The organism is Rhodococcus sp. NPDC004095 (assembly GCF_053604015.1).
The window spans coordinates 369,309-384,166 of record NZ_JBSGGS010000004.1 but is presented as its reverse complement, the minus strand read 5'-3'; the positions used below and the strand labels follow the sequence as shown (position 1 = coordinate 384,166).

Below are 14,858 nucleotides of genomic sequence, written 5' to 3'. Positions count from 1 at the left end.
TGTGTCACGAAGTTCCTTCGGGGGTTTCGACGATGACGGTGGTGGCCTTGACCATGGCGACGGCGACGGAGCCGGGTTCGAGCCCGAGTTCGCGCACGGACTCCGAACTCATCAGCGAGACGACGGTGAACGGCCCGCACTGCATCTGGACCTCGGCCATCACGGTGTCGGCGGTGACCTTGGTGACCAGGCCGACGAACCGGTTGCGGGCCGAGCTCGCCGTTCCGATCGGATTCGGCGGTGGGCTGGCGTGCTCGGTCGCGAACTCCGCGAGCACCCTGCCGTCGATCACCTTGCGGCCCGCCGCGTCCTTCTCGGCGACGAGGGCGCCGCTGTCGATCCAGCGGCGCACCGTGTCGTCACTGACCCCGAGCAGGCCGGCGGCGTCCTTGATGCGAAGCGACGGCATCGCGCTCCTTTCGCATTTGCGGAACATAACAGGTGGACTGTCGGTAATCGCGGATGATTCGAGACCAGTTTGCCGCAATCCCGGTTCCATGAGAAGACGGGGTCAGTACACGTCGCGCACGTAGCGTCTCTCGGCTGCGAGTGCCTTCACGTACGCCTCGGCGCTGCGCGGCGCCAGCCTGCCGTGCTGTGCCACGACGCCGCACAGTGCCTGATCGACGTCCCTGGCCATCCGGTTCGCATCGCCGCAGACGTAGAAGTGCGCACCGCCTTGCAACCACTCCCACAGCAGCGCACCCCGCTCCCGCATCCGGTCCTGGACGTAGACCTTCTCGGACTGGTCCCGGGAGAACGCGACGTCGAGTTCGGTGAGGAATCCGTCCTTGTGGAGTTGCTCGATCTCCTCGCGGTAGTAGAAGTCGGTGGCGGCGTGCTGTTCTCCGAAGAACAACCAGTTCGGTCCGGTGTGCCCCAATGCTCGTCGTTCGTGCAGGAAGGCGCGAAAGGGTGCGATGCCGGTACCGGGACCGACCATGATCATGGGGGTGCGGGAATCCGCCGGCGGCCGGAAATGGCGTGACTTCTGTACGTAGATCCCGATGTCGTCGGTTTCCGCACGGTCGGCGAGGTAGGTCGAGCACACCCCGCGACGAGCGGTGCCGTGGACGTTGTAGCGGACCGCGGAGACCGTCAGCTGCACCTCGCCGGGGTTCTCCTTGGGGCTGGACGAGATGGAGTACAGCCGTGGGGCAAGGGGTTTGAGGACGGTGAGCCAGGCGTCCACGGAGGCACGAACGGGGGACCGGCCGAGCAGGTCGAGGGATTGGCGGCCCCACAACCAGTCATCCAGAAGCGACTTGTTCTCCGGCTTCATCAGTTCGGCGAGGCCCTCGTCGCGGGTGTGTTCGTGCACGAACCGGAGCAGGTCGGCGGTGATGCGGGTGATGTCGAGCCGTTCGGTGAGGGCGGTGCGCAACGTCATCGGGCCGTGGTCCGCAAGGTCGACCGTCGCCTCGCCGTCGAGGCCGGTGACGGCGAGCCAGTCGTCCACGAAGGGTGTGCTGTTGCGCGGCCAGACCCCGAGCGCGTCGCCGGCCTCGTAGTCGAGGGTGCCGGCGGGCAGGTGGAACCCGAACTGTCGCACGTCTTTCGACGACCCCGGCAGCGAGAGCGGGACGTTGCGGGTCAGGGTGGTGAACAGTGGTTCCCTCTTGCCGTACCGCGTGCCCGCGGCGGGCGGCTCCGCAGCGGGTGCCGGAGACGAGATGACGGTGGTCGACGCCGGGGAGGGTTCGCCGCCACCGGCACCCGCGCCGACCCGGGCGGGTGCCGACCTGAGCGCCTCGGTGACTGCGGTGAGCCAGGTGGCGGCGGCGGTGTCGTAGTCGGGTTCGCAGTCGACTCGATCGAGGATGCGGGTGGCGCCGAGTTCGGTCAGCCGGGCGTCGAGTGTGCGTCCGTGGCCGCAGAAGTCGTCGTAACTGGAGTCGCCGAACGCGAGCACGGCGTAACTGGTGTCGGCGAGCCGCGGCGCGGTGTCGCCGGACAGCGCGTCCCACAGATCCGCCCCGTTGTCGGGCGCTTCGCCGTCCCCATAGGTGCTGGTGATCACCAGCAGCTCCCGGGTGGACGCGAGATCCGCGGCGGGGAACTCGTCCATGCCGCGCAGGACGGCCGGCAGTCCCGCCCCCGCCAGCGAGGCCGCACAGGTGGCCGCGAACTCCTCGGCGTTACCGGTCTGCGACGCCCAGAGCACCACGATCGGTGCACGTTCGGGAGTGGGTTCGCCGCTCGGTTCCGGGCCGGCGGGTCCGGAGGCGATCACCGGGAACTCGCTGTGCGGCGGCGCGACGGGAACGCCCCCGCCGGGCACCGGGCTCCGGGAGTACAACCCGGCGAGGACGCCATCCACCCACGCGCGGGTGCCGGGATCGAACGGGGCGCCCGCGGGCAGCGCCGGCACTCCGGAGGCACCACTCGCGGCGTCGGTCCTCAGTGCTGCGAGCAGGCCGGCGAGGTAGCGCCGCTCCACGTGCCCCAGCTCGGGCGCGGGCTCGTCGGCCACGCCCAGGATCTCCGCGAGAGTGTCGAGTCGGGGCACGCTGAACTCCTGCGTCGAGGGTTGTGCGGCGGAGCCGTCCGGCCGCTCCGCGGTGTCGGTGGCCGGAACATCGGTGACCGGAACATCGGTGGCGGCGACCTTGGTGAGAGTGACTGCGCAGGCCTTGAATTCGGGCTGCTGGGACACCGGATCGATCGCGTCGTTGGTGACGGCGTTGATCGCGAGGTACTCGCCGAAGGCGTCGTTCCAGTGGAACGGGGCGAAGCAGTTCCCCGGCCGCACCCGGTCGGTGACCACGGCGGGCAGGACGGCGCGGCCGCGGCGGGACGCGATCTCGATCCGATCGGTGTCCGTGACACCGAGGCGCTGCGCGTCGTCGGGGTGGATCTCGACGAACGGGCCGGAGTCGAGCTTGTTCAGCTTGGCGACCTTGCCGGTCTTGGTCATCGTGTGCCACTGGTGAGCCAGGCGACCGGTGTTGAGCAGGAACGGGTAGTCGTCGTCCGGCATCTCGGCGGGCAGCATGTGCGGGCGCGCGAAGAACACGGCCCGGCCGCTCTCGGTCGGAAACGCCAGCCGTGGGGTCGTGCCGTCCGGGCGGACGAGAAGGGTCTGGCTGACGCCGTCGTTGAGGTAGCGGATCGGGTGGCGGTCGCTGTCGACGCCGGGCGGGCACGGCCACTGGATCGGGGTCTCGCGCAGCCGCTGGTAGCCGATCCCGCGCAGGTCGTATCCGGTTCGGGGATTCCAGAACTGCGTGATCTCCTCGAACACCTCCTCCGCCGACGAGTACGTGAAGGCGTCCGCGTAGCCCATCGCGCAGGCGATCCGGGCGATGATCTGCCAGTCCGGGAGAGCCTGCCCGACCGGGTCGACCGCCTGTTGGAACAGGGTGAGGTTGCGTTCGGAGTTGATCATCACCCCGTCCGACTCGGTCCACAGAGTCGCGGGCAGCAGGACGTCGGCGTACTCGTTGGTCTCCGTCTCGAGGAACGCGTCCTGGGTGATCACCAGGTCCGCCCTCTCGAGTCCTGCGAGGACGGTCTTTCGATTGGCCACGGTGGCAACGGGATTGGTGCAGATGATCCAGCATGCCCTGATCTCGCCGTCGGCCATCCGGGAGAACATGTCGATGGTGCCGCCGCCGACCTCGGTGCGCAGGGTGCCGCGCGGGATGCCCCATCGATCCTCGACGAACTCACGGTCGGCGTCGACGGTCACCGACCGCTGACCCGGCAGACCCGGTCCCATGTAGCCCATCTCCCGACCGCCCATGGCGTTCGGCTGCCCGGTCAGGGAGAAGGGGCCGCTGCCGGGTCTGCAGATGGCGCCGGTCGCCAGATGCAGGTTGCAGAGGGCGTTGGTGTTCCAGGTGCCGTGGGTGCTCTGGTTGAGGCCCATCGTCCACAGGCTCATCCAGTTCCCGGCCTCGCCGATCCACCTTGCCGCGATGCGGATGTCGGCCTCGGGGATGCCCGTGATCTCGCCGACCCGGTCCGGGGTGAACTCCTCCAGGAATCCGGGCATCGCGTCCCAGCCCTCGGTGAATTCGGCGATGAACTCGGGGTCGGTGTGCCCGTTCGCCACGATCAGGTGCAGCAGTCCGTTGAGCAGGGCGAGGTCCGTGCCGGGCGCGATCTGCAGGAACAGGTCGGCCTTCTCCGCGGTCGCGCTGCGCCGGGGGTCGACGACGATCACCTTCGCGCCTGCCTTGGCCCGGTCCATCATCCGCAGGAACAGGATCGGGTGGCAGTCCGCCATGTTCGCGCCGATCACGAAGAAGGCATCGGCGTGGTCGAAGTCCTGGTACGACCCGGGCGGTCCGTCCGCGCCGAGGGACTGCTTGTAGCCGGTTCCGGCGCTGGCCATGCACAGCCGCGAGTTCGACTCGATCTGATTCGTGCCGATGAACCCCTTGGCCAGCTTGTTCGACAGGTACTGGGCTTCGAGCGACATCTGCCCCGAGACGTAGAGCGCGACGGCGTCCGGTCCGTGCTCGTCGACGATCGTCCGCAGCCCTCGCGCGGTGTCGGCGATCGCGGCATCCATGTCGGCGGCCTCGACCGGCGCGCCGCGCTCGGGGCGCCGGTACGGCGTTTCCATCCGCCCGGGGCCGGCGAGCATGTCGGCGGTGGTCGCGCCCTTGGTGCAGAGCCTGCCGAAGTTGGTGGGGTGGGTCTTGCGGCCGGACGACTTCGCGGCCCAGCGGCGCCCCGTCTCCGGGTCGGTGGTGATCTCGAGGACCAGTCCGCACCCCACCCCGCAGTAGGCGCAGAGCGTGTCGACCATGTCGGCGTCGCCGGATGCGCCCACGTGCTCCTCCTCGATTCCCGGTTGGCCTTCTCGTTGGCCGACCCAACGTCACAGAGTCTCGAACACGGATGTTTCGGGATCCTTCTTCCGCCATTGCGGATCTGTGAACCGCGCTTCACCTCAGGTGCGCTCCGCTGGTGAGGACGGGCGGTCGCCGTTCGCGACACCTCCCTGTGGGCGCTGGGTTACCGTTCGTCGAGCCCCTCCGGCCGAATCGAGGAGACCGATGCGCCTGTCTACCCGAAATCAGTTGTCCGGAACCGTCGTCGACGTCACGGTCGGTGCGGTGATGGCCACCGTCAAGGTGCGTCTCGACGGCGGTGACCAGATCGTCACGGCGTCGATCACGAGGGAGGCGGTCGAAGATCTCGGCCTCGAGGCCGGTAAACCCGTCACCGTGCTGATCAAGTCCACCGAGGTGATGCTCGCGGTGGCGGACTGACGCCGGCCGGGGTTCCGCTGCCTGAGTATCAAATGTAGACTCAGCCTCGTGACCACCCTTTCGGACACGTTGGCCCTGCTCGGTGAGCGCTGGGCGCTGCTCGTCGTGCGGGAGGTGTCGCTCGGGCTGCGACGCTTCGACGAACTGCGCGAGGCCACGGGCGCACCGCGCACCGTGCTGTCGGACCGACTCCACCGGCTCGTCGCGGCCGGGGTGCTCGGCACCCGGGAGTACCGCGTCCCCGGCAGCCGGGCGCGGCTCGAGTACACGCTCACCGCCGCCGGACTGGATCTGCTTCCCGTTCTCGCCGCCCTCACCGACTGGGGGGAGCGTCACCTCGACTCCGCCGCCGCGTCCGACGTGGCCTACCGGCACGGCGGGTGCGGAGGCCGGGTCGGTGCGCGCCTCGTGTGCGAGTGCGGCGCGGAAGTGATTCCGGGGCAACGCCTCCTCGCGCAGGTCAATCGCTGACAGCTTCACCGGACGACAGGAAGAAGGACAGTTCATGACGCTCGCCACCACGACCGACGCCGGCTTCGCCGCCGACGTCCTCGGCGCCGACCTGCCGGTGCTCGTCGACTTCACCGCCCCGAACTGCGGGCCGTGCCGGATGATCGCCCCGGTGCTCGAACAGATCGCCGCCGAGCAGGACGGCCGGCTGCGCGTGGTCTCGCTCGACGTCGGCGCGAACCCCGTCACCACCAGCGAACACCAGGTGATGGGAACCCCGACGCTCGCGCTGTTCGTCGGCGGCGAGCGGGTCGTCCGGCTGCCCGGCGCGCGGTCGCGCGCCGCGATCATGCGCGAAATCGAGCCGCACCTGTCGGGCGGACAGGACTGAAACTCACCCGGGCCCGTCCCGCGCGACCGACACCAACTGTACGTGCCGCAACGGGATCGGGGTCTCCAGCGCGATCGAGGTCGACGAACGCAGCACGTGCCTGCCGTCGACGATCTCGTTGATCACCCGCTGCAGGTCCCCGTGGGTGCGGGCCACCACCCGGATCAGCAGGTCCCCTGCACCGGTGGTGGTGTGCGCCTCGAGCACCTCCGGGATCGCGGACAGGTGCTCGATCACCGCTGCGTGCCCCTGGCCCTGCGTGATCTCGAGGGCCGCGAACGCGGTCACCGGGAACCCCAGCGCGGCCGCGTCCAGGGTGGGGGAGCGGTCGGCGATCACCCCGTCGCGTTCCAGATGGTCCAGGCGGGCCTGCACGGTGCCGCGGGCGACGCCGAGACGACGCGACGCCTCCAGCACGCCCACCCGTGGCTCGTCGTGCAGCAGGGTCAGCAGGGCCGCGTCGAGCCGGTCGATCGTCATGGTCGCCTCCTGGTCATCCTGTCCAGTGAAACCGCCCCACGATCCAGCATTCTGTACACGATGACCAGCGTCAACGCGGACCGTTGCGCAACCGCCGCGATCGGCAGACAGTGGGGCATGACCACCGCGCGCCTCACCAGTCACGAACGCGCCGCCCACCTGCGCGCCGGCCGGCTGCGACGGCTGGTCGGACTCGTCGATCACGACGACGCCGCCGATCCGTTCCCCGTCCTCGGCATGGACGCGGTCGAGTTCGTGTGCGGCAACGCCACCCAGTCCGCCCACTACTTCGTCTCGGTGTGGGGCATGACCCTCGTCGCCTACGCCGGGCCGGAAACCGGTCTGCGCGACCACAAGTCGTATGTGCTCGAGTCCGGGTCCGCCCGCTTCGTGCTCAGTGGCGCCGTCGACCCGGGCAGCGCGCTCGCCGACCACCACCGCAGGCACGGCGACGGTGTCACCGACCTGGCCCTCGAAGTCGTCGACGTGGACCGCTGCGTCGCGCATGCGCGACGCAGCGGCGCCGTCGTCCTCGACGAACCGCACGACGTCCGTGACGAGCACGGCACCGTCCGGCTCGCCGCGCTCGCGACCTACGGCAGCACCCGGCACACGCTCGTCGACCGGTCCGGCTACCGCGGGGTGTACCTGCCCGGATTCGAGCCCCGCACTTCGGGATTCGTGCGCAGGCCCGGCGCACCCGAGCACGTGTTCGCGGCCCTCGACCACGCGGTCGGGAACGTCGAGATGGGCCGGATGGATCACTGGGTGCGCTTCTACAACGAGGTCATGGGCTTCGCCAACATGGCCGAGTTCGTCGGCGACGACATCGCCACCGAGTACTCGGCGCTGATGAGCAAGGTCGTCGCGAACGGCAACCACCGCGTCAAGTTCCCGCTCAACGAACCGGCGGTGGGGCGCAGGCGGTCCCAGATCGACGAGTACCTCGACTTCTACGGCGAGCCCGGCTGCCAGCACCTCGCCCTGGCCACAGACGACATCCTCGCCAGCGTGGACGCGTTGCGCGCCGAGGGCGTCGAGTTCCTCGCCACCCCGGACGCGTACTACGACGACCCCGAGCTGCGGGCCCGGATCGGCCGGGTCCGGGTGCCCGTCGACCAGCTCAAGGCCCGCGGCGTCCTCGTCGACCGGGACGAGGACGGATACCTGCTGCAGATCTTCACGAGGCCGCTGGGGGACCGGCCGACGGTGTTCTTCGAACTCATCGAGCGCCACGGCTCACTCGGCTTCGGCAAGGGCAACTTCAAGGCGCTGTTCGAATCCATCGAACGCGAACAGGCGGCGCGCGGAAATCTGTGAGCCGGATCGTGGGGCATCCCGACGTGGCCGGCCGACACCGCCGTCATGGACGACACAGGCGCGTCACCGCGTCGCGGACCGCCTCCCTCCGTCGCGCGATCTCGTCGGCGCCGCACGTCACGTTGCTCTCGGTGCCGGGGGGCGACGACCCAGCCGAAGACGATTCCGAAGATCAGCGTCACCAGTTCGATCGGCTCCCACCGCGCCGCCACCCGGCCCTCGGCCTGGGCCCGGCGGATCGAGTCCATGGCTTCATCGCGGCCGGACTGGTGCTGCTCGCCGTCTTCGTTGTCGTCGAGTCCCGCACCCGGAACCCGTTGCTGCCGTTGGCGGTTCCGTGGCACCGGGATCGTGGCGGGGCGCTGATCGGCTCGCTGCTGGTGGGCGCCGCCCTGATCGGCGGAATGCTCTACCTGACGTTCTACCTGCAGATCGTGCTGGGCTTCTCCCCGATCATGGGCGGGCTCGGGGCCGTGCCGATGGCAGGCGGCACGATCGTCGCCGCGGGTGTCGCCGCGCAGCTCACCACCCGCATCGGCCCGAAGCCGCTGATGGTCGCCGGACCCGTGATCGCCGCGATCGGTCTGTTCCTGCTCACCCGGATCGAGGTGGACAGCTCCTACTGGACGCACGTCTTCCCGGGTCTCGTGGTGTTCGGCTTCGGTTTGGGGCTGCTGATGATGCCGATGCAGAACCTCGCTCTGCTCGGTGTCGCCGACCACGATGCCGGTGCGGCGAGCGCCCTGTCGAACGCCGCGCTGCAGGTGGGTGGTGCTCTCGGAACCGCACTGTTCACCACCATCTACGCGTCCGCCAAGTCCGGCTTCCTCAGCGACAACCCCGCCCCCGTGCCCCCGGAGGGTATGCCGGCCAACCTGTCCGGTGCCGCGATGCCCGACCCCGAGCAGATCGCGCTCCTGCCGCAGCCGGTCCAGGATTTCCTGGCGTCGATGACCGAACACGTCTTCGGTGCGGAGGTGTCGGGCTACTCGGCGGCGTTCCTGTGGGCCGGAATCCTGGTCGCGGCCATCGCGCCGATCTGCGCCGTCCTGGTGCAGGCGAAAAAGGACGACCTCCCCGCCGAGGGCGCCGTGCACATGGGCTGACCGGCCGGCGACTGCTCGGTGCTCCTGGTCACCGCGAGCTGTGCTGCAGCGCGTGCGGCCCGGCCCGCGCGCCTTCGGCAAGGGGTTGTCCCGGCCCACTGTCACTGGCCCCAGGCGGCACCGGATGGGACCACACAGTCAATCGCCAGTTCACTCGCCGTGACCCGATCGGTACTGCTAGCGGTGGAAATACGGGCGCCGGTCGTGTTCTATCAGTGGACTATGAGCGCAGTCACCCGAATCGCCCGAGTCACCACCGTCGCCGCCGGTGCCGTCGCAGTGCTGGCCGGCGCCGCCGCGATCGCGACCGCCGCCCCGGCCCCGGCCGGTTCCGAGCGGTTCACCCCGCTGGCCGACGGCTCGCACACCGAGTTCCTCGTCAACCCCGTCCTCACGCAGGACGACCTGCTGAACACGAACAAGGACATCACCACGATGCCCGACGTGCGTGCCCACAGCATCGACGGCCGTACCTTCTCCTTCTACCGCGTCGTCGACGGCGTCCGGATCGGCATGGCCCGGATCAACGAATTCTGCCTGCCCACCGGCGTCTGCCACGGCATCATCGTCGACGCGCCCAGCCCGGTGGTCCTCTGACACAGCACCTTTCGAGGCCGAAGGCCCGGGGCGACGCGGTCGCCCCGGGCCTTCGTCGTCAGGCGGGGGACTCGCACCCCGGCAGAACCTCGGCCCACGTCGTGGGGACGTCACCGCCACCCTGCGGGCTGACCCGGCGCCCGACCTTCGCGAGCAGCGCCACCGGGGCGATCGGCCCCGCGAACAGGGCCTCGCCCAGCCCGAATCCGGTGGCCTGAGCGAGCATCGGTTCGGGTACGTGTGAGAAGTAGCCCGCCAGTTCTGCGATGTCCGCGGAGCCGTTCATCCGCATCAGCACCAGGTTGTCGCACTGGGACACCACGTTCGGGTGCACCTTGCCGGGTCTCTGCGTGGCGACGAACAGGTGCAATCCGAACTTGCGGCCCTCGCCGGCGATCAGGATGCCCAACTCGGCGGTCGCCGCCAGCAGCGGGTTGTCGGTCACTGCGGGCAGCACGTTGTGCGCCTCGTCGATCACCATGAGCACCGGCTCCCGCGACCGCCGCGCCGCCCACCGGCGGCCGAGCAGGGCCAGGACGATCGCAGTTCGCTCGTCCGCGGTCGCCAGGCTGCCGACGTCCACGACGACGCACCGCGACGCCCGGATGTCGTACTCGACCGCCGAGCGCTCGCCGTCGCGCCGCCACAGTTCCCAATCCACGATCCCGAGGTTCGCGATCCGCTTCGCCAGCCGATCGCCGTCGACGGAGGAACTCGCGGCGGCCGCCACCTCCGCGACCGAATAGGGGGCGGTCAGGGTCGCGGTCACCTCACGTAGTGCGTGGTAGTCGTCCAGATCCCGGACCGGGTGCATCTGCAGGAGCAACGCCTGGGTGTCGACGTCGAGGTCGCTGAAGTCGATGCACAGCGTGATCGGGGAGCCGAAACCGCGGGCCCGCGCGACGTGCACACCCGCGGCGACCGCACGGTGCCGGACCGCGGCGGGCGAGTCGTCGTCGGGGTCGGCGACCTCGCCGAGGAAGACGTGATCGGAGTTCGGGTCGATCACCAGGATCGGCAGCGTCGTCGACGCGAGCAGCCTCTCGAGCAGCCCGCCGGTCGTGTACGTCTTTCCCGAACCGGACTGGCCGCACATGAACGTGTGCCTGCCGAATCCGGGGGAATGCAGGCGGGCGGCGACCTCCGGTGCCTGTGCCATTGCGCCGACGTCGAATGCGGGACCGTCCGCGGACAGCCCGGCGGCGACGGCCGCGACCTCCTCCGGGGTGGCCGGACGGATCGGGCGTTCACCGAACGGCTCCACGCGCCCGCGCAGGCTGAACCGGTCTCCGTCGAACTCGCCGAGGGTCACCGCCCGCCCGTGCACGGCCCGCACCATCGGCCGGGCTCGTGCCGCGGACACCCCGAACCCGTGCACCTGCTCCCCGAGGTCCACGTCGAGTTCGGGCCCCTCCTTCTCGACCACCTCGACCTTGCGCACCTGAACCACGACGCGTGCCCCGGTGTCGTCCTCGACCACCGCGAACCCGCCGACCCGGACACCGGTCTCCATCGGCCCCGCGAACGGAACCTCGTGCCCGTCGGCGGAGACGGCGACCTGGGCGATCGCGAATCGGTCGTACAACAGGTGTCGATGCTGCTGGAGGGACTCGAGCTCCGATGTCATGCCGCACATCCTCACTCATCGACTCGAGTCCGGCATCCGGATCGCTGTCCTACACCCTGTCGTGGACAGAATCTCGGGAACTGGGACACTGGAGGCCGTGACTGTCACCCCCGGCGCCTCCGCGCAGCCCTCTCCCGGCGGTGCCGGGCAAGTTTCCGTCCGGTCCGCGCAGCTCTTCGAGCGGGCCTCCGCGGTCATCCCCGGTGGGGTCAACTCGCCGGTCCGGGCGTTCGGCTCGGTCGGTGGCACACCACGGTTCATCGCGTCCGCCAAGGGGTGCACGCTCACCGACGTGGACGGCAACGACTACGTCGACCTGATCTGCTCGTGGGGTCCGATGATCCTCGGGCACGCACACCCCGCCGTCGTGGAGGCCGTACAGAAGGCGGCCACGACCGGATTGTCCTTCGGCGCCCCCACCGAGGGCGAGATCGAACTCGCCGAGGTGATCGTCGACCGGATCGCGCCGGTCGAGCAGGTTCGGCTCGTCAACTCCGGCACCGAGGCGACGATGAGCGCGGTCCGGCTGGCGCGCGGATTCACCGGCCGCAGCAAGATCGTCAAGTTCGCCGGCTGCTACCACGGGCACGTCGACGCCCTGCTCGCCGAGGCCGGTTCCGGCCTGGCCACGTTCGGGCTGCCGACCTCGCCCGGCGTGACGGGCGCGCAGTCGTCGGACACCATCGTGCTGCCGTACAACGACCTCGACGCGGTCGCACAGGCGTTCGCCGCGAACCCCGGTGAGATCGCCTGCGTGATCACCGAGGCCGCCGCAGGCAACATGGGCACCGTCGCGCCGCTGCCCGGATTCAACGAGGGACTGCGCCGGCTGTGCACCGAGCAGGGCGCACTGCTGATCATGGACGAGGTGATGACCGGATTCCGGGCCAGCCGCACGGGCTGGTACGGCATCGACGGCGTCGCCGGAGACCTGATGACGTTCGGCAAGGTGATGAGCGGCGGGCTGCCCGCCGCCGCGTTCGGTGGTCGCGCGGACGTGATGGCACACCTGGCGCCGGCCGGACCGGTGTACCAGGCGGGCACGCTGTCCGGGAACCCGGTCGCCGTCGCCGCCGGCCTCGCCAGCCTGAAAGCCGCAGATCAGGGCGTGTACGACGCGCTTGACCGCAACGCCGCGACGCTCGGGAAGCTGATCGGTGACGCACTCCACGCGGCAGGGGTGCGGCACCAGGTGCAATTTGCAGGCACCATGGTGAACGTGTTCTTCGCCGACCAGCCCGTCACCAACTACGCGGAGGCGAAGGCCAGCGAGACCTGGCGGTACCCCGCCTTCTTCCACACGCTGCTCTCCCGTGGCGTGTGCGCACCCCCGAGTGCGTACGAGACGTGGTTCGTCTCGGCCGCCCTCGACGACGGCGCGTTCGACCGGATCGCGGACGCACTGCCCGCCGCGGCCGCGGCGGCCGCAGCTGCGACGCCCGCCGGCTGAACCCGACCGTCCGACACACCACTCCACCCGTCAACCACCGAAGCTCCCGGAGCAGCCCACCGTGACCAGTCCGCAGCAGACGCCGTCCGCAGACCCCGCCGAGTCCCGCACGATCGTGCACGTGCTGCGGCACGGCGAGGTGCACAACCCGAAGGGCATCCTCTACGGGCGGCTCCCCGGATACCGGCTCTCGGTGGCCGGGCAGGCCCAGGCCCGCACGGTCGCGTCGGTCCTGTCGGGCCACGACATCACCCATGTCGTTGCGTCGCCGCTGCAGCGGGCGCAGGAGACCGCGACCCCGATCGCGGACGCCCACGGGCTGACCCTGGCGACCGACGACAACCTGATCGAGGCGGCGAACGACTTCGAGGGCCTGAAGGTCTCGGTCGGGGACGGTGCGCTGCGCCGGCCGCGGCACTGGTGGAAGCTGCGCGACCCGTTCACCCCGTCGTGGGGCGAGCCGTACCTGCAGATCGCGCACCGGATGCTCGCCGCCGTCAATGCCGCCCGGATCTCCGCGGTCGGTCACGAGGCGGTGTGCGTGAGCCATCAGCTTCCGGTGTGGACGCTGCGCCGGTTCCTGCAGGGTGAGCGGCTCTGGCACGACCCGCGCCACCGGCAGTGCGGTCTGGCGTCGCTGACGTCGCTGGTCTACGAGGGCGACACCCTCGTCGACATCGTCTACTCCGAGCCCGCCGGCGCCTCCGATCCGACGGTGACCGGGGCATGAGTGCGGCTACACCACCCGCGCGCCTTTCCGGTGGTCACCGGAAACGCGCGCGGGCGCTTGTCGCCGTGCTGCTGAGCCTGCTGCTCGGCGGCGTGGCCAGCGCCTGCGCAACCGGTGACGACGCGGTCGCGCAGGGTGGCACCTTCGACTTCGTCTCGCCCGGCGGCAAGACGTCGATCTTCTACGACCCGCCCGCCGACCGCGGCACCATCGGCAATCTCACCGGCGAGGACCTGATGGAGGAGGGGAAGACCCTCTCCCTGTCCGACTTCGCCGGCCAGGTCGTCGTCGTGAACCTGTGGGGCCAGTGGTGCGGGCCGTGCCGCGGCGAGGTCGACGACCTCGAGAAGGTGTACGAGAACACCCGCGACCAGGGTGTGGCGTTCCTCGGCATCAACGTCAAGGACCCGCAGCGCGACAAGGCGCAGGACTTCGTCACCAACAACAAGGTGGCCTTCCCGTCGATCTGGGATCCGTCGATGCGCAGCCTGACGGCGCTCGGCGGCAGCTACCCGACCAGCGTCATCCCGTCCACACTCGTGCTCGACCGTCAGCACCGGGTGGCGGCGGTGTTCCTGACCGCGTTGCTCGTCGACGACCTGCAACCCGTGGTCGAGAGGATCGCGGCCGAACAGTGAGTACTGCAATCCTCGCGCAGGGCCTGAGCGTGAGCGCCCAGGGAATCGGCGCGACCTTCCAGGACACCGCCGCCACCGGTCCGCTGCTGCTGGCGTTCGCCGTCTGCATCCTGGCGGGACTGGTGTCGTTCGCATCACCGTGCGTGGTGCCGCTCGTGCCCGGCTACCTGTCGTACCTGGCCGGCGTCGTCGGCGCGGACGCGCCGGCGGTGACGGTCGAGCAGGCGAGCGTGCGCACCGAGACCCGCACCGCGCGGCTGCGGGTCGCGGGCGCGGCGGCCCTGTTCGTCGCGGGATTCACCGTGGTGTTCGTGCTGGCCACGATGACGGTGTTCGGCGCGATGTCCGCGCTGTCCGTGAACCGGGAGATGTTCCAGCGGATCGGTGGCGTCGTGACGATCGCGATGGGCCTGGTGTTCATCGGCCTGATCCCGGCGCTGCAGCGCGACGTGCGGTTCGAGCCGCGCCGGATCTCCGGCCTGATCGGGGCCCCGCTGCTCGGCGGTGTGTTCGCGCTCGGCTGGACTCCGTGCCTCGGCCCGACGCTGACCGGGGTGCTCACAGTCGCGGCAGGCACCGAGGGCTCGACCGCGGCCCGCGGGCTGGTGCTGATGGTCGCCTACTGCATCGGGCTGGGCCTGCCGTTCGTGCTGTTGGCCTTCGGATCGGCGAGCGCGCTGCGCGGCGTCGGCTGGCTGCGCCGCAACGCGCGGGCGATCCAGGTGTTCGGCGGCATCATGCTCGTCGCGGTCGGTGTCGCGCTGGTCACCGGCGCCTGGGATGTGTTCGTCGGATGGATCAGGGATGCGTTCGTGTCGGAAGTGACGCTGCCGATTTAACGCTT

The 14,858-nt window shown here is 70.0% G+C and carries 14 protein-coding genes and 1 pseudogene; 10 read left to right on the top strand and 5 right to left on the bottom strand.

Annotated features, from left to right (window positions below):
• Positions 1-4: 4 nt before the first annotated feature.
• Together ACWEPG_RS10115 and ACWEPG_RS10110 are read right to left on the bottom strand one after the other, a co-directional pair.
• The gene (locus ACWEPG_RS10115; RefSeq protein ID WP_450115442.1) at positions 5-409 is read right to left on the bottom strand and encodes a TOBE domain-containing protein; all 405 of its coding nucleotides are present in this window, start codon (positions 407-409) and stop codon (positions 5-7) included.
• 102 nt (positions 410-511) lie between these two features.
• Complete coding sequence (locus ACWEPG_RS10110; protein WP_452594368.1) at positions 512-4,759, bottom strand: molybdopterin-dependent oxidoreductase; 4,248 nt, start codon at positions 4,757-4,759, stop codon at positions 512-514.
• Between the two features lie 250 nt (positions 4,760-5,009).
• Between ACWEPG_RS10110 and ACWEPG_RS10105 the strand changes: the two genes are divergently transcribed.
• Genes ACWEPG_RS10105 through ACWEPG_RS10095 form a run of 3 tightly spaced genes read left to right on the top strand, consistent with a single transcriptional unit; the run spans position 5,010 to position 6,066 of the window.
• Positions 5,010-5,225 carry a TOBE domain-containing protein gene (locus ACWEPG_RS10105; protein WP_450115441.1) on the top strand — a complete coding sequence of 72 codons (216 nt, stop codon included), beginning with the start codon at positions 5,010-5,012 and terminating at the stop codon, positions 5,223-5,225.
• 48 nt (positions 5,226-5,273) lie between these two features.
• On the top strand, positions 5,274-5,696 hold the full coding sequence (locus ACWEPG_RS10100; RefSeq protein ID WP_450115440.1) for a winged helix-turn-helix transcriptional regulator: 423 nt from the start codon (positions 5,274-5,276) through the stop codon (positions 5,694-5,696).
• 34 nt (positions 5,697-5,730) lie between these two features.
• On the top strand, positions 5,731-6,066 hold the full coding sequence (locus ACWEPG_RS10095) for a thioredoxin family protein (RefSeq protein ID WP_450115439.1): 336 nt from the start codon (positions 5,731-5,733) through the stop codon (positions 6,064-6,066).
• 3 nt (positions 6,067-6,069) lie between these two features.
• On the opposite strand, the gene ACWEPG_RS10090 is transcribed toward ACWEPG_RS10095, so the two are convergent.
• Complete coding sequence (locus tag ACWEPG_RS10090; protein WP_450115438.1) at positions 6,070-6,546, bottom strand: Lrp/AsnC family transcriptional regulator; 477 nt, start codon at positions 6,544-6,546, stop codon at positions 6,070-6,072.
• Between the two features lie 117 nt (positions 6,547-6,663).
• Here ACWEPG_RS10090 and hppD point away from each other — a divergent pair, with 117 nt between their 5' ends.
• Positions 6,664-7,866, top strand: a complete 1,203-nt coding sequence (gene hppD, locus ACWEPG_RS10085; RefSeq protein ID WP_450115474.1) for a 4-hydroxyphenylpyruvate dioxygenase — start codon at positions 6,664-6,666, stop codon at positions 7,864-7,866.
• Between the two features lie 161 nt (positions 7,867-8,027).
• Here hppD and ACWEPG_RS10080 read toward each other — a convergent pair.
• Positions 8,028-8,114: pseudogene (locus tag ACWEPG_RS10080) on the bottom strand (TetR family transcriptional regulator); the annotation flags it as partial.
• A gap of 21 nt (positions 8,115-8,135) precedes the next feature.
• Between ACWEPG_RS10080 and ACWEPG_RS10075 the strand changes: the two are divergent.
• On the top strand, positions 8,136-8,972 hold the full coding sequence (locus ACWEPG_RS10075) for an MFS transporter (RefSeq protein ID WP_450115437.1): 837 nt from the start codon (positions 8,136-8,138) through the stop codon (positions 8,970-8,972).
• Between the two features lie 222 nt (positions 8,973-9,194).
• Positions 9,195-9,569: a hypothetical protein gene (locus tag ACWEPG_RS10070; RefSeq protein ID WP_450115436.1), complete on the top strand. Its 375-nt coding sequence runs from the start codon at positions 9,195-9,197 to the stop codon at positions 9,567-9,569.
• A gap of 58 nt (positions 9,570-9,627) precedes the next feature.
• On the opposite strand, the gene ACWEPG_RS10065 is transcribed toward ACWEPG_RS10070, so the two are convergent.
• A complete protein-coding gene (locus ACWEPG_RS10065; protein WP_450115435.1) occupies positions 9,628-11,196 on the bottom strand; it encodes an ATP-binding protein in 1,569 nt (522 codons plus the stop codon).
• Positions 11,197-11,293: 97 nt separating this feature from the next.
• Between ACWEPG_RS10065 and hemL the strand changes: the two genes are divergently transcribed.
• From hemL to ACWEPG_RS10045, 4 genes are all read left to right on the top strand, one after another.
• Entirely contained in the window at positions 11,294-12,646 is a 1,353-nt protein-coding gene (hemL, locus tag ACWEPG_RS10060) for a glutamate-1-semialdehyde 2,1-aminomutase (protein WP_450115434.1), read from the top strand.
• A 61-nt stretch (positions 12,647-12,707) separates the two neighbouring features.
• Complete coding sequence (locus tag ACWEPG_RS10055) at positions 12,708-13,376, top strand: histidine phosphatase family protein (protein ID WP_450115433.1); 669 nt, start codon at positions 12,708-12,710, stop codon at positions 13,374-13,376.
• Positions 13,373-14,014 carry a TlpA disulfide reductase family protein gene (locus ACWEPG_RS10050; RefSeq protein WP_450115432.1) on the top strand — a complete coding sequence of 214 codons (642 nt, stop codon included), beginning with the start codon at positions 13,373-13,375 and terminating at the stop codon, positions 14,012-14,014. Before ACWEPG_RS10055 ends, ACWEPG_RS10050 begins: the two co-directional genes overlap by 4 nt.
• Positions 14,011-14,853 carry a cytochrome c biogenesis CcdA family protein gene (locus ACWEPG_RS10045; protein WP_450115431.1) on the top strand — a complete coding sequence of 281 codons (843 nt, stop codon included), beginning with the start codon at positions 14,011-14,013 and terminating at the stop codon, positions 14,851-14,853. The genes ACWEPG_RS10050 and ACWEPG_RS10045 overlap by 4 nt, the downstream gene beginning before the upstream one ends.
• Positions 14,854-14,858: the final 5 nt, after the last annotated feature.

Excerpts from the sequence above, each read along its gene's own strand:
- ACWEPG_RS10115 (WP_450115442.1), bottom strand. The coding sequence starts at position 409 with ATGCCGTCGCTTCGCATCAAGGACGCCGCCGGCCTGCTCGGGGTCAGT.
- ACWEPG_RS10110 (WP_452594368.1), bottom strand. The coding sequence starts at position 4,759 with ATGGTCGACACGCTCTGCGCCTACTGCGGGGTGGGGTGCGGACTGGTC.
- ACWEPG_RS10105 (WP_450115441.1), top strand. The coding sequence starts at position 5,010 with ATGCGCCTGTCTACCCGAAATCAGTTGTCCGGAACCGTCGTCGACGTC.
- ACWEPG_RS10095 (WP_450115439.1), top strand. The coding sequence starts at position 5,731 with ATGACGCTCGCCACCACGACCGACGCCGGCTTCGCCGCCGACGTCCTC.
- ACWEPG_RS10090 (WP_450115438.1), bottom strand. The coding sequence starts at position 6,546 with ATGACGATCGACCGGCTCGACGCGGCCCTGCTGACCCTGCTGCACGAC.
- hppD (WP_450115474.1), top strand. The coding sequence starts at position 6,664 with ATGACCACCGCGCGCCTCACCAGTCACGAACGCGCCGCCCACCTGCGC.
- ACWEPG_RS10070 (WP_450115436.1), top strand. The coding sequence starts at position 9,195 with ATGAGCGCAGTCACCCGAATCGCCCGAGTCACCACCGTCGCCGCCGGT.
- ACWEPG_RS10065 (WP_450115435.1), bottom strand. The coding sequence starts at position 11,196 with ATGACATCGGAGCTCGAGTCCCTCCAGCAGCATCGACACCTGTTGTAC.
- ACWEPG_RS10050 (WP_450115432.1), top strand. The coding sequence starts at position 13,373 with ATGAGTGCGGCTACACCACCCGCGCGCCTTTCCGGTGGTCACCGGAAA.